Source organism: Ruegeria sp. HKCCA6837, from assembly GCF_013034475.1.
GTDB lineage: Bacteria > Pseudomonadota > Alphaproteobacteria > Rhodobacterales > Rhodobacteraceae > Ruegeria.
In genome coordinates this window covers 16,131-29,372 of the sequence record NZ_WQGD01000010.1, presented here as the reverse complement: position 1 = coordinate 29,372, position 13,242 = coordinate 16,131, and the positions used below count along the sequence as shown (strand labels likewise).

Here is a 13,242-nt window from a genome sequence, read left to right as displayed (position 1 = left end):
CTTGCCCGTGATCTGGAACAAGACGCCTTCAGAAGACCCATTAGTGGAGCCAGCCAGTGAGCGATTCCGATCCTGCCCCCAGCCTTTACGCAGCCAGAGAGCCGATCTTTCCAAGACGTGTCTCAGGGCCGTTTCGGAACCTGAAATGGATCATTCTTATAGTGACACTGGGCATCTACTACGTGACCCCGTGGATCAGGTGGGATCGCGGCCCCAGCCTGCCGGATCAGGCGGTACTGTTGGATCTGGCGAACCGACGGTTTTATTTCTTCTGGATCGAAATCTGGCCACATGAATTCTACTTTGTCGCCGGTCTGCTGATCATGGCCGGCCTTGGCCTGTTTCTGTTCACTTCGGCCCTTGGGCGCGTCTGGTGTGGCTATGCCTGCCCGCAAACAGTCTGGACCGACCTTTTCATATTGGTCGAGCGTTGGATCGAAGGGGATCGAAATGCTCGTCTGCGCCTGCACCGCCAAGAAAAGCTGGATTTCCGCAAGGCTCGCTTGCGGATCACCAAATGGACCGTTTGGTTCTTGATTGGCCTGGCGACGGGTGGGGCCTGGGTATTCTATTTTGCAGACGCCCCGACGCTTTTGATGGATCTGGTCACTGGCAACGCGCATCCGGTCGCGTACACAACGATGCTGATCCTGACGGGCACTACCTTTTTCTTTGGCGGTTTCGCCCGCGAACAGATCTGCATCTACGCTTGCCCATGGCCCCGCATTCAAGCGGCAATGATGGACGAAGACACACTGGTTGTCGGTTACCGCGAATGGCGGGGCGAGCCACGCGGCAAGGGTAAACGGGCTGCAGATTCCGAGTTGGGGGATTGCATCGACTGTATGGCCTGCGTGAATGTCTGCCCTGTTGGGATCGACATTCGTGACGGTCAGCAGCTGGAATGCATCACCTGCGCCCTGTGTATTGATGCCTGTGATGATATGATGGCCAAGATCGGTAAGCCGCGCGGGCTGATCGACTATATGGCCCTCAGCGATGAAACGCGCGAGCGGTCTGGGCAGCCGCCGAAAAGTGTGTGGACGCATATATTCCGCGCCCGCACGATCCTATACACGGCCCTGTGGTCGCTGGTTGGTTTTGCGTTGCTGTTCGCTTTGTTCATCCGCTCGGATATTGACCTGACCGTTGCTCCGGTCCGCAACCCGACATTTGTAACCCTGTCTGATGGAACGATCCGCAACACTTATGATGTGCGGCTACGTAACAAACATGGCGAAGATCGTCTGTTCACCCTGTCTCTGACCGGAGATCCGGCTATGCGGCTGGAAATCGAAGGCACAAACCTGCACACTGTGAATGTGCCGGCAGATACAGCACAATTGACTCGTGTATATATTATCTCGTCCCGCGACACGGGCCCAGCCGGAGCGGATTCAACGCCGGTCCGCATCTGGGTTGAAGATCTGAGCAGCGGTGAGCGGGCCTATAAGGACACCACGTTTAACGGACGGGGGAATTGATCATGGCGGAACGGAAATTCACCGGAAAACACGCTTTGGCGGTGTTTGTGGGCGCCTTTGGCGTGATCATCGCCGTGAACCTTGTTCTGGCCTACAGCGCGGTCAAAACCTTTCCGGGGCTTGAGGTCAAGAATTCATACGTGGCCAGTCAGGAGTTCAACGAACGTTTGAAAGAGCAACAAGCGCTGGGGTGGACCGTACGGGCTGAAACCAAGGGCGGGTTGCTGATCCTGCACATCACCGATGAAAGTGGTGCGCCGGTTCAGGTCAGCGAGTTGCAGGCTGTTGTGGGCCGCGCGACTCATGTCCGCGAGGATTTCGTGCCGGATTTCACCTTTGACGGAACGGCCTACGCCACGCCGGCCACGTTGGGCGAGGGCAACTGGAACATTCGTCTGGTGGCGCGGGACAGTGATGGCGCGGAATTTTCGCAGCGCGTTCCGCTGTATGTGAAGGGGTAAGCGATGACGGCGCAGCTTTCTTCCGGCACCGCAGCCTGCCCGGGCTGCCTTGCAGCCCCGGCGGAACCCGCCCGGTCGATTCCGGAGGATGTGCAGATAGCCCTGTCTTTGCCGGGTATTCACTGCTCGGCCTGTATTGCGACCGTCGAAAGGGAACTGAACGCGCATCCCGGTGTTGAAAATGCACGGGTGAACCTAACCCTGAAACGCGCGATGATCAAAGCAACGCCTGAAACACGTGCTGTCGATCTGATCCCAGTGCTTGAGAAAGCCGGTTTTGAAGCGCACGAGCTTGATCCGGGCGCCTTGTCGGCCACTCAGACGGACAAGGCAGGGCGTGACTTACTGATGCGCCTGGCGGTGGCCGGGTTTGCTTCCATGAACGTCATGCTGTTGTCGGTTTCGGTCTGGTCCGGGGCCACTGACGCCACGCGGGACATGTTCCACTGGATTTCTGCCGCGATTGCTCTGCCTGCCATCGCGTTTTCAGCCCAGCCCTTCTTTGCCAATGCGTGGAGCGCCTTGCGGGTGCGCCGCCTGAACATGGATGTGCCAATTGTGTTGGCGATCTTGTTGGCGCTGGTCACATCGCTTTGGGAAACCGCGTTGAGTGGCGAACATGCCTATTTCGATGCGGCCCTGACCCTGACCTTCTTCCTGCTGGCCGGTCGTTATCTGGATTACCGCACCCGTGCCGCAGCCCGATCCGCGGCCGAAGAACTGACCGCGCTTGAGGTGCCGCGCGCGATCCGTTTGGTGGATGGCGTAGAAAATGAAATTGCAGTTGCTGATCTGAAAGTAGGCGATTTGATCCTTGTGCGCCCCGGCGGTCGGATGCCAGTGGACGGTGAGATTGTGTCGGGCCAGTCCGAACTCGACCGCTCGCTACTGACCGGAGAAACGGTGCCTGTATTTGCCGAAATCGGCCAGTTGGTCAGTGCAGGTGAGGTCAACCTGACTGGTCCTTTGACATTGCGCGCAACTGCGGTGGGCGAGGATACGTCGCTGCACCGCATGGCGGATCTGGTGGCCATCGCTGAATCCGGTCGGTCGCGTTATACTTCTTTGGCCGACAAGGCGGCCAAGCTTTATGCGCCGGGCGTTCACATCCTATCAGCGCTCAGCTTTCTGGGCTGGTACATTTATTCCGGCGATATCCGCACGGCGTTGAATATCGCGGCGGCGGTTCTGATTATCACCTGCCCATGTGCTCTGGGTCTGGCCGTTCCAGCGGTGACAACGGCGGCGTCTGGCCGGTTGTTCCGCAAAGGTATGTTGATCAAACATGCAACCGCGTTGGAGCGTTTGTCCGAGGCTGACACGGTGGTGTTCGACAAAACAGGCACTCTGACATCCGGTGCGCCGGAACTGGTCAACTTAGGGGATCATTCCCGCGCGAAGGTCGAAGTTGCCCTGGCGCTGGCCGAGGCGTCGGCACACCCATTGTCTGTGGCTTTGGCGAAAGCCGCGCGTGAGGCCGGGATCAAGCCTGCCAACGTGCGGGGCGTCGTTGAGGTTCCGGGTTACGGCACCGAAGGTGAATACCGTGGTCAACGCGTGCGTTTGGGCCGGGCCGCTTGGGTCGGCGCAGAGCAGGGCAGTGAAACCTCAGCCTGGCTGGCTATTGGCGATCATGCGCCTTTGGCCTTCCGGTTCTCGGATGCGTTGCGCCCGGGTGCGGCCGAGGCGGTCGACGCGTTGCGTGCCGCTGGCAAGCATGTGGTCCTGATGTCCGGCGACTCGCAGGGGGCCGTGCGCGCGTTGGCTGAAAAAATGGGGATCACAGATTGGATTGCCGAAGCTTTGCCGCAGGACAAGGCGCATCGCATTCAGGACCTCAGCGATAAGGGTCACCATGTCCTGATGGTGGGCGACGGTCTGAATGACACGGCGGCCTTGGCGGCGGCGCATGTTTCGATCTCACCGGCGTCGGCGTTGGATGCCGCACGGGTGGCGTCGGACATTGTGTTGTTGGGCAATGACCTTTCCCCCATCGCGGATGCTTGCGACACGGCGGTCAAAGCGACAAAACGCATTCGCGAAAACTTCCGCATCGCGACTGTCTACAACGTGATAGCCGTTCCATTGGCAGTGATTGGGCTTGCAACTCCATTGATCGCGGCGCTTGCGATGTCGACCTCGTCCATCACCGTGTCGCTCAATGCCCTGCGGTTGAGGTGAACCGGATGGAAGTTCTTGCCTACCTGATCCCGATTTCACTGTTGCTGGGCGGCGTTGGCCTGGTGGCTTTTGTCTACACTGTCCGGTCGAACCAGTATGAAGATCCTGAGGGTGACGCGCGCCGGATCCTGAGCGATGAATGGGACGATAAACCCAAACCCTGACCGCTCAGGGCAGAGTTGATCCAACTGCCCTTGAAATTGCCGCAATGCCCGGTTATGTCCGGGCCATCCGCTAGCAGAGAGAACACGCAAATGGCCACCACCAACCCGATTCAGTTCATTCAGCAAGTCCGTGCCGAAGTGTCCAAGGTCGTCTGGCCGACCCGGCGCGAGGTGCTGTTGACCACGGTTATGGTTTTCATCATGGCGGCGCTTACGGCGGTCTTCTTTGCTTTGGTCGATCTGGGTATCCGGGGTGGCCTTCAGCTGATTCTGGGCGCGTTCAGCTAAGCGTGGAAACGCGGCTGCCCCCTTGCACAGCGGGCAATGTCAGAGTAGTTGACGCAGGACTATTCGGAATGGGCGTGTGGCGATTCGGGCTGCGCGCCGCTTTTTATTCCGGATAACGTGACAAGATTTTAATGACGGGTGTATCCGGCAAATCCGATACCCCGAAGACAGACAAGGACGACAGGTTCATGGCGAAACGGTGGTACTCGGTCAGCGTTCTTTCGAATTTCGAAAAGAAGATCGCAGAACAGATCCGCACGTCGGTGGCTGAACAGGGCCTTGAAGACGACATCGACGAAGTACTGGTGCCCACCGAAGAGGTGATCGAAGTGCGCCGCGGCAAGAAGGTCACGACCGAACGCCGCTTTATGCCCGGCTACGTTCTGGTGCATATGGAAATGTCAGACCAGGGCTATCACCTGATCAACTCGATTAACCGCGTGACCGGTTTCTTGGGCCCGCAAGGCCGCCCGATGCCGATGCGTGACGCCGAGGTGAACCAGATCCTCAACCGCGTTCAGGAAGGTGAAGAAGCGCCCAAGCTGATGATCACCTTCGAGGTCGGCGAGAAGGTCAAAGTCAACGACGGACCGTTCGAGGATTTCGACGGCATGGTCGAAGGTGTGGACGACGAAAACCAGAAACTGAAGGTCTCGGTTTCGATCTTTGGTCGCGAAACCCCGGTCGAGCTGGACTTTACGCAGGTTACGAAGCAGGGCTAATCGCTCTTCGCTTATTTTCGACGCCGCGGTGCCACGGGCAGCGCGGCGTTTTTATTTTGACGATCGTTTATCAATCAGCACCAAACAGCGATCCAGCCACACGGCCAGTCGTTTTTACGGCCGGCCCGGAATAAGCTCTTGTTCTTGAAGCACTGTCAGAATGTCGAGGATTGTCGAAGGGCTGACGTCCACTGAGCCTTCAAGGAGAACGCCAAGACCACCTTCTCCGATCTCGCGCGGGCCGCCTTTGTCGTAGGTTGGGTCAAGTGACGCAAGCTCTGCCGGCAGTTCCGGGCACAGCGGAGTGTCGTTCAGTGCAAGATCCACTGCAGCCAACATCAACTCCTTCACCGAGTCTAATGTGTCGTCTTCCAGCAGTTGCTCGCGCTGTTCTTCGGGGGCCGTAAGGGTAAGATCAATAAGCTTGAAATAGGCGCAGTTGTCCCGCACTTCGACAGTTGCTTCGGTGGATAGGCTTGCCAGTATCGCTCTTTTTTCTTCACCGCGTTCAAAGTTGCGTTCACCGGTGCGGCTGCATTCAAAAATCGTGATGGTCACGTCCCCATCCAGATCTATTACTTGGTCTTCGGCCTTAAAGCTCAAATCATCAAGTCTGACTTGCAGACCACAATTGTCGACGATCGCATTGTCAGCCAACCGCTCGGGCACAACCTTTTGAACTTCGCGCAGGTCGAGAAGGGCACCGACCCCGATCCGAGTGGGCGCAGCGGCGGTGAGGTTCAGATCAAGAGTATACGGCAGTTCGGTATCGCGAACCGGTAGTGTCGCGTCGATGACAAAGTCTACCTGCTGCGCGTCAGGGGCGCGAGGGCCCAGAACTGCTGCGATAAGGGCTGGAAGAATTAACCAAAGTCTCATTCAGCAAACTCCAACACACCAAGTTCTTTCAGCCCTGCAAGGACTTTCACTATCGTCTCGGCGCTTACATCGGCCGAACCGACAACAGCAGCGCCCAATCCTCCTGGCGCGATTTCGCGCGTTCCGCCGGATTCGTAATTCGGATCAAGTACAGAGAATTCTTCAGGTAATGGCGGACAAACCGGATTGGCCGCCAAAAACTCGCCGCCCTTTTCAAGGACAGCTTCATTTATTCGGTTGGTCAGCCCAAAAAGGTCGGTAACAGCTCCGATGAACCCACGCGGTCTGAGGTCAGCGCTTTCGATACTGAACGTAAGGCATTGGCCTTTAACCTCTGCCTTGGCGACAGCAGTTGCATCAACCGTGGCCCCGAAATACCGAAAGCCGGGTTCTTCATTTCGTTTGCACCGCGTAAACTGGGCGCGGGCTGAGCCTTCTACTTTAACGGTTTCACCTATTGCAGTGACATCTCGGATCTCGAGGTAAATCTGGCGTTTACAGCTTTCTTCCAAGGGGCCAGTCAGTATCTGAGGTGCCTTTTCCTGCAATCCACGCAAATCCATGAACGCTCGCAATCGCAGGCGGGTTGGGCTGGATTCCTCTAGACCGCCGTAGACGGTGAAGGGAACGGGAATATCGCGCAAAGGAACTTCCTTGGTCAGCTTGACTTGAAAGCGACCGGCATAGGTGGCGGGGTCAATTCCTGCCGTGTTGCGTGAAGCAGTGTTTTGGGGTGCTTCGGATTGGGCAGTTGTCTCGGACACTGCACCCTGATCCTGGGCGTTGCTGCCGCATCCGGGCACAATTGCGAAAAGAACACAAATCAGTAGCCCTTTGTTTAGTCGAGATGATGCCAACTCAGACCGCCCCTTCTATATCCAACCTGCCCTAAGATAACCGTCGGGGGTTCATAAGCAACTTATGTCTTTGAGAAATCTGTTTTACTTCTTACGCGGTTGTTGGTGTTCGGGAATGGTCAGGGCGCAAAACGGTTGTGTTGCGGTAATTCTGTAGTTGGTTTCCGACGTCTCGGGGCGACGCATACTGATCAGATGAGGATCAGATCAAACTGCGCATTAGTCAGATCAACAAGGTCCGCAAACATGCAAAAAACGCCGCGAAGCATCAGGCACCGCGACGTTGTTTGATGACGAATTACGTTTCATTCTTCTCGCTCTACTGCGCCTGAACCATAGCTGCGCGCAGCAGTTGTGGGCGGTCGGTCTGTGACGGTAGGAAAACAGCTTGCGATCCGGCATCCAGTGCCGAAAGGCTCGCATCGTACCACTGCATCGCCAGATCACGACGTTCTGGCACACCGAAGCCTTCGCGCAGGTGGTGGCCAATAAGCTCTCCGTAGGCGGGCTCACCCATTGCAACCAGCATCAGCGCAGACCCGACTGCGGTGTCCATATTGTCCTGACGGTAGCCGATCGCGAGGCAGACCTTGCTTGTTGCCGCAAGATCTTCGGGGCTAAGGCCGGAATCCAGCGCAAGCTTGCGCATCTGAGTTTCTGCATCAGTTTTTGAGTTTAGAGACAAGGCGACCACTTGCGGTGCCAACATATCGCCATACGAGTCGCACTGGGCCGTTACCTGATCCGGCGTCAGCCCTTGGATGTCCTGCATAAGCTCCTCGCCGCGGGCCATGGCATAGCTTCGGGCGAGGCAGAACTGCTCGCTGAGTGCAAAATCAGGATCAGACATGTTCGACAAAGTTGTATAACCGCCATTGGTCGATGTTTGAAGCATCACCCCGCTACAGCGATTGGCTAGCGATGGACCTCCGGTTCCTCCGGAAAACAGGCTTGGCAGGCTGGCAGATTTTGTCTCTGCGGTCTCGGTCTCCTGAGGGGTCGCGACTGGCGTGGTCGGTGCCGGTGCCTGAGGGGCTGCAGCCACGGCTGATCCGCTATGGAGTTTTTGGCGATAAGCCATAAGCAGCGGTTGGCCCGAAAGTTGCATAGTGGCTTGTCCGCCGCTTGTCGCCCAGTAATAGGCTTGCATCAGGAAATCATATTGATAGGGCTGGAAGTCATGGCCATTTACAGGATAGCCCATTGAAGCCTGGTAGCGTTCGATCGCCGATCGGGTGCCACGGCCGACCTGACCATCGACACGCCCGGCATTGTAGCCAAAATAGTTGAGCGCTGTTTGGGTTTGCGCACCTTGCGTGGTCGACGGAATGCCCGGTCGGTATGTCCGGGTGGATGACCGCGCTTTCTTTTTCTGCTGGTCCTTGCCTATCGCATATCCCACGACCCCGCCGACAACGGCTCCGCCGAGGAAATCGCCAGCGTCTGCTTGTGCTGTCTGAGGCGCGGTCGCAGCGAAAGAGACCGCGATGACAAGTGTTGCTGCTAATCGGAAAATCATAATTAACCTCCACCAAAAATAACTATTTTCACTAAGTATAACACAGCTGGGATCCGCACGGGTGTCCAAGCCCACGACCGTCTGAAGCTTGGGTAGTTTGCCCGCTGGTTTGCAGGTTGTGCGGCAGTGCTTTTTTCACTGCAGTTAAAGGCATTAACACTTTATTGCATTGTTGGGTGCTTAACGCCTGGCATCTCATTGAGGCGATCGGAGCGGACTTGTATCGGACGCTCGGCAAAGCCCAAGCCTTGCTTTGGACGCGAGGGTATTGATTCTATGATTTCCAATTGGAATCCAGACCACTTGCCAAGCTTCACATTCCCCTGTACACGCCGCCTCTATCGTCTTCGGGCGAGATTCTCTCGTGGGAGGTTTCTGGGATCGCGATCCCCGACCGGACCACGCAACATAATCTGGGTGGGACGCGTCCTGCCTAAGTTGAAAGGAAAACCAAATGGCCAAGAAGCTTGCTGGTACAATGAAGCTGCAGGTTCCTGCAGGTCAGGCGAACCCGTCGCCGCCAGTTGGTCCGGCGCTGGGTCAGCGCGGCATCAACATCATGGAATTCTGCAAGGCGTTCAACGCCAAGACAGCAGACATGGAGCCCGGCGCTCCTTGCCCGACCGTGATCACCTACTATCAGGACAAGTCCTTCACCATGGACATCAAGACGCCGCCCGCGTCTTACTACCTGAAAAAAGCAGCTGGTCTGAAGCCGGTCGGCAAGCGTAACCGCCCCCGTGGCGCGGAAAACCCAGGTCGTGAGACCGTGGCTACCGTGACCAGCAAGCAGGTTCGCGAAATCGCCGAAGCCAAAATGAAAGATCTGAACGCCAACGACGTCGAAGGCGCAATGCAGATCATCCTGGGCTCGGCCCGCTCTATGGGCATCGAGGTGAAGTAAGATGGCAAAACTCGGTAAACGTACCCGCGCTGCGCGCGAAGCTGTCGCCGGCAAGGAAAACCTGTCGGTTGAAGAAGCTGTTGCTCTGGTCAAGGGCAACGCAACCTCGAAATTCGACGAGACCATCGAAATCGCGATGAACCTGGGCGTTGACACCCGTCACGCAGACCAGATGGTTCGCGGCGTTGTTGGCCTGCCGAACGGCACTGGTAAAGCGATGCGCGTTGCTGTTTTTGCTCGCGGCCCGAAGGCTGACGAAGCGAAAGAAGCTGGCGCAGATATCGTTGGCGCAGAGGACCTGATGGAAACCATTCAGGGCGGCACCATCGAATTTGATCGCTGCATTGCCACCCCGGACATGATGCCGATCGTTGGTCGTCTGGGTAAGGTTCTGGGGCCCCGTAACCTGATGCCGAACCCCAAAGTTGGCACCGTGACCATGGATGTGAAAGCAGCCGTGGAAGCAGCCAAGGGCGGTGAAGTTCAGTTCAAGGCGGAAAAAGGCGGTGTTGTGCACGCTGGCGTTGGCAAAGCGTCGTTTGACGAAGCCAAGCTGGTCGAAAACGTTCGCGCCTTTGTCTCGGCTGTTGCCAAGGCCAAGCCGTCGGGCGCCAAAGGCACCTACATGAAGAAAATCGCGCTGAGCTCGACCATGGGTCCAGGCGTGACGCTGGATGTTGCGGAAGCTTCGGGCGAATAAGCCCTAGCATTCAGTTTGGAAGAATTGATCCCGGGTGGTGCGAACTACCCGGGATTTTCTTTGCCAATGTCTGTTTCCTCGGGCAGCCCCAATACCGCTGTAATTCTCAGATAGCGAACCCAGAAGTGCTTTTACAGCCAGATGGGATCATAGGCCTGTCAGTTGGTTTTCTTGGAGAATAAAATGTGTGGATATTGCGCACGGAAATTGAATCCTGACCTCATCAAGAAAATGAAAGACGAACTGCCTGACAGTGTCGCCGGCGCAGACAATTCAAACGCGCCTGGAGGCCCAGCTTTAGTAATCGCGAACGCTGCGATAGCTGGTGGTGGCTTGCAAATAGAGGATATGGGAATTTCTTTCCAGCCCATTGAAGGAGCGCTGTCTACCGGCGCTTGGGCTGGCGACAACGGATTTGAATTTAAGTCTTCTGCTTCGGTGGATGAAAGTGGCGAATTGGCCAATTGGGCGGGGCGCGGTTTACCCAAGTTGGCAGAGCAGGAAGTTTCGCCACTGTCATTTCAAACCGCAGATATACCTGACACGGAGTATTGGACAGTTTCTTTAGCTTTGTCATTCGAGGATTGGCATTTTTAGACCGGGATCGAGCCAAATTGGTGGCCATGCCCATGCGGCGAAAGCTTTTTTGCGCTGAATGTCTTGTGATTTGTCCGGACGTCCACGCGTTACCTAGCGATCTCGCGTCATGCGTTTAGTCGTTGATGGCCCATCGGCATCGCTGCTGTGGCATGTTGAGAAGAATAAGCGTGTTTATGTTTTTGGGAGAACAGGCCGAAGTTTGAAGCTGCGGAGTTTTGATCTAATTTGGTGCAAACTGCTTCGGAATTTGTTTTGGTTTCGCGTGACAAATTGCTCTGAATTTTCCAAATCCCTATGCTTGCTGTAGTATCAAGGCGATTTTCGTGCACCGAAGGGGCGGTGAAATGATCAGTTTTGATGCAGAAACGGCCAGGTTGCTTGATGTCGCGTATCAAGGGGCTGATATCACCCGAAGGCGGCAGGCTTCATTTGACGCTCTCGCACCAGCGCCGGGCGAAACAATCCTGGATATCGGTTGTGGGAACGGAATGTTGACGGCAGAGTTGGCGCGCGCAGTCGGGCCGGGCGGCCGTGTCATCGGTGTCGATCCAAGTGAAGACATGATGTCTGCCGCCATAGATCGCTGCAGCAACTATGAATGTGTGGAGCTGCGCGCTGGTTTCGCGAATGAGTTGCCGATTGAAGATTCCGTCGCCGATAAAGCTGCGTCGATCCAGGTTTTCGAATACATTGAAGATGTAGAAGGTGCCTTGACCGAAGTTATGCGTTGCTTGAAGCCCGGTGGCCGCTTGGTTGTGGGAGATCTGCACTTTGGCAGTTTGATTTGGTTCAGCAACGAGCGGGAACGAATGCAGAGGATGCTGTCCAGTTGGGATCAGCACTTTGTAAGCGGATCTGTTCCAGAGCGGCTGCCCGGGCTGATTAGAGATCACGGACATCTAGTAGATGGGGTGGCGCCAATCGCGTTGACAGATCACCAACTGAAGCCAGACGGTATCGCAATGATGATGATGCATCTTATGAAGAACTACGCAGTACAAAACGGTCATATGGAGCCGGAAGTAGTGCAAGCGTGGTTTGATGAACAAAACGCTCTCGCTCAGAAGGGAAAGTTCTTTTTCTCAATTACCCAATATGTCGTCGTGGCAAGAAAACTGAATTGATGTGGTTTTGCAGTTGGCACTTTGAGTCATCGTCCGGTAAAGATATCGGCAACTAGGAAAACTCGTTCAGACGGTGATTTACCCCTTGGAAACCCTGCCTATCTGCCCTAAGTAGACCTGCGGAATAAAGCGTGCGATTCGTCGTGCGCTTTCTTTCGTTTCGTCCAAGACGGTGGGTGGGTCCATTTGGTCCCTTAATTCCCTGCCTGAGACGGGTAAGACCAAAGAATTCTGAGGGTCCCACCCTCGGGCGCATTTTGGCCAATCCCGTAACAACGGACCTGAACGCCGGAGCGAAAGCTGCGGCAAATATGAGCCGGGGTGAGGTATCGCCCCTAACTTGGAGAGAACTGTGGATAGAGCCCAGAAAGAGAAAGTGGTCGAGGAACTCGGCCAAATCTTCGAAAGCTCTGGCGTCGTAGTGGTTGCTCACTACGCCGGTCTGACAGTTGCCGAGATGCAGGACCTTCGCGCACGTGCTCGTGACGCGGGTGGCTCTGTGCGTGTTGCCAAGAACAGGCTCGCCAAAATCGCCCTTGAGGGTAAGCCGTGTGAAAGCATGGCCGACCTGCTGACAGGGATGACCGTTCTGACCTATTCCGAGGACCCCGTGGCAGCAGCCAAGGTGGCCGAGGACTTCGCCAAGGATAACAAGAATTTTGAGATCCTCGGCGGTGCAATGGGTGAGAACGCTCTGGACCGCAAAGGCGTCGAAACAGTTTCGAAAATGCCGTCTCGCGAGGAGCTTATTGCTTCGATCGTGGGCTGCATTGGCGCACCTGCTTCGAACATCGCCGGCGCGATTGGCGCACCTGCAAGCAACATCGCAAGCATCCTTTCCACCATCGAAGAGAAGGCGGAAGCTGCGTAAGCGGTTGGCACTGAATGATCTGCGTAGGGTGAATACCCTGACGTTGGAACACACACTGTAAACGGAAAGAGCTGATAAAATGGCTGATCTGAAAGCACTCGCAGAAAGCATCGTGGGTCTGACCCTGCTGGAAGCACAAGAACTGAAAACCATCCTCAAAGACGAATATGGCATCGAGCCCGCAGCAGGCGGCGCAGTTGTCATGGCAGCAGGCGGCGACGCCGGCGGCGCAGCTGAGGAAGAAAAAACCGAATTCGACGTCGTTCTGAAGAACGCCGGCGCATCGAAAATCAACGTCATCAAAGAAGTTCGCGGCATCACCGGCCTGGGCCTGAAAGAAGCCAAGGAACTGGTCGAAGCCGGCGGCAAGATCAAAGAAGGCGTGGACAAAGCAGAAGCAGAAGACGTCAAAGCCAAGCTGGAAGCAGCTGGCGCCGAAGTCGAGCTGGCCTAAGCTTGGTCTCAGGTGCATCGCTGATGCGCCGAAA

Annotated in this window: 15 protein-coding genes; 12 read left to right on the top strand and 3 right to left on the bottom strand. The window is 56.1% G+C overall.

Features of this window, described 5'->3' with window-relative positions:
• Positions 1-56 precede the first annotated feature (56 nt).
• The 6 genes from ccoG to nusG all read left to right on the top strand — a co-directional run bounded on the left by ccoG (position 57) and on the right by nusG (position 5,300).
• Complete coding sequence (gene ccoG, locus GOV91_RS14405; RefSeq protein WP_171236023.1) at positions 57-1,484, top strand: cytochrome c oxidase accessory protein CcoG; 1,428 nt, start codon at positions 57-59, stop codon at positions 1,482-1,484.
• Positions 1,485-1,486: 2 nt separating this feature from the next.
• Positions 1,487-1,945 carry a FixH family protein gene (locus tag GOV91_RS14400; RefSeq protein WP_171236022.1) on the top strand — a complete coding sequence of 153 codons (459 nt, stop codon included), beginning with the start codon at positions 1,487-1,489 and terminating at the stop codon, positions 1,943-1,945.
• A gap of 3 nt (positions 1,946-1,948) precedes the next feature.
• Positions 1,949-4,126, top strand: a complete 2,178-nt coding sequence (locus GOV91_RS14395) for a heavy metal translocating P-type ATPase (protein WP_171236021.1) — start codon at positions 1,949-1,951, stop codon at positions 4,124-4,126.
• 5 nt (positions 4,127-4,131) lie between these two features.
• Complete coding sequence (ccoS, locus tag GOV91_RS14390; RefSeq protein ID WP_170596844.1) at positions 4,132-4,290, top strand: cbb3-type cytochrome oxidase assembly protein CcoS; 159 nt, start codon at positions 4,132-4,134, stop codon at positions 4,288-4,290.
• A gap of 90 nt (positions 4,291-4,380) precedes the next feature.
• Complete coding sequence (gene secE, locus GOV91_RS14385; RefSeq protein WP_050605011.1) at positions 4,381-4,578, top strand: preprotein translocase subunit SecE; 198 nt, start codon at positions 4,381-4,383, stop codon at positions 4,576-4,578.
• Positions 4,579-4,766: 188 nt separating this feature from the next.
• Positions 4,767-5,300, top strand: coding sequence for a transcription termination/antitermination protein NusG (gene nusG / locus GOV91_RS14380; protein WP_170427716.1), 534 nt, complete (start codon positions 4,767-4,769; stop codon positions 5,298-5,300).
• Positions 5,301-5,414: 114 nt separating this feature from the next.
• Here nusG and GOV91_RS14375 read toward each other — a convergent pair whose 3' ends face one another.
• The 3 genes from GOV91_RS14375 to GOV91_RS14365 form a co-directional block, all read right to left on the bottom strand.
• Positions 5,415-6,179 carry a hypothetical protein gene (locus tag GOV91_RS14375; RefSeq protein ID WP_171180101.1) on the bottom strand — a complete coding sequence of 255 codons (765 nt, stop codon included), beginning with the start codon at positions 6,177-6,179 and terminating at the stop codon, positions 5,415-5,417.
• A complete protein-coding gene (locus GOV91_RS14370) occupies positions 6,176-6,943 on the bottom strand; it encodes a hypothetical protein (RefSeq protein WP_171180099.1) in 768 nt (255 codons plus the stop codon). The genes GOV91_RS14375 and GOV91_RS14370 overlap by 4 nt, the downstream gene beginning before the upstream one ends.
• A 412-nt stretch (positions 6,944-7,355) precedes the next feature.
• Entirely contained in the window at positions 7,356-8,555 is a 1,200-nt protein-coding gene (locus GOV91_RS14365; RefSeq protein ID WP_171180096.1) for a peptidoglycan-binding domain-containing protein, read from the bottom strand.
• A gap of 454 nt (positions 8,556-9,009) precedes the next feature.
• Here GOV91_RS14365 and rplK point away from each other — a divergent pair, with 454 nt between their 5' ends.
• From rplK to rplL, 6 genes are all read left to right on the top strand, one after another.
• Positions 9,010-9,459: a 50S ribosomal protein L11 gene (gene rplK / locus GOV91_RS14360; protein WP_010440985.1), complete on the top strand. Its 450-nt coding sequence runs from the start codon at positions 9,010-9,012 to the stop codon at positions 9,457-9,459.
• A gap of 1 nt (position 9,460) precedes the next feature.
• Entirely contained in the window at positions 9,461-10,159 is a 699-nt protein-coding gene (gene rplA, locus GOV91_RS14355) for a 50S ribosomal protein L1 (RefSeq protein ID WP_171180094.1), read from the top strand.
• A 183-nt stretch (positions 10,160-10,342) separates the two neighbouring features.
• Entirely contained in the window at positions 10,343-10,756 is a 414-nt protein-coding gene (locus GOV91_RS14350) for a hypothetical protein (protein WP_171236020.1), read from the top strand.
• A 347-nt stretch (positions 10,757-11,103) separates the two neighbouring features.
• A complete protein-coding gene (locus GOV91_RS14345; RefSeq protein WP_171236019.1) occupies positions 11,104-11,883 on the top strand; it encodes a methyltransferase domain-containing protein in 780 nt (259 codons plus the stop codon).
• A 352-nt stretch (positions 11,884-12,235) separates the two neighbouring features.
• Positions 12,236-12,754, top strand: a complete 519-nt coding sequence (gene rplJ, locus GOV91_RS14340; RefSeq protein ID WP_170387618.1) for a 50S ribosomal protein L10 — start codon at positions 12,236-12,238, stop codon at positions 12,752-12,754.
• A gap of 79 nt (positions 12,755-12,833) precedes the next feature.
• Positions 12,834-13,208, top strand: a complete 375-nt coding sequence (gene rplL, locus GOV91_RS14335; protein ID WP_008204003.1) for a 50S ribosomal protein L7/L12 — start codon at positions 12,834-12,836, stop codon at positions 13,206-13,208.
• The last annotated feature ends 34 nt before the right edge of the window (positions 13,209-13,242 follow it).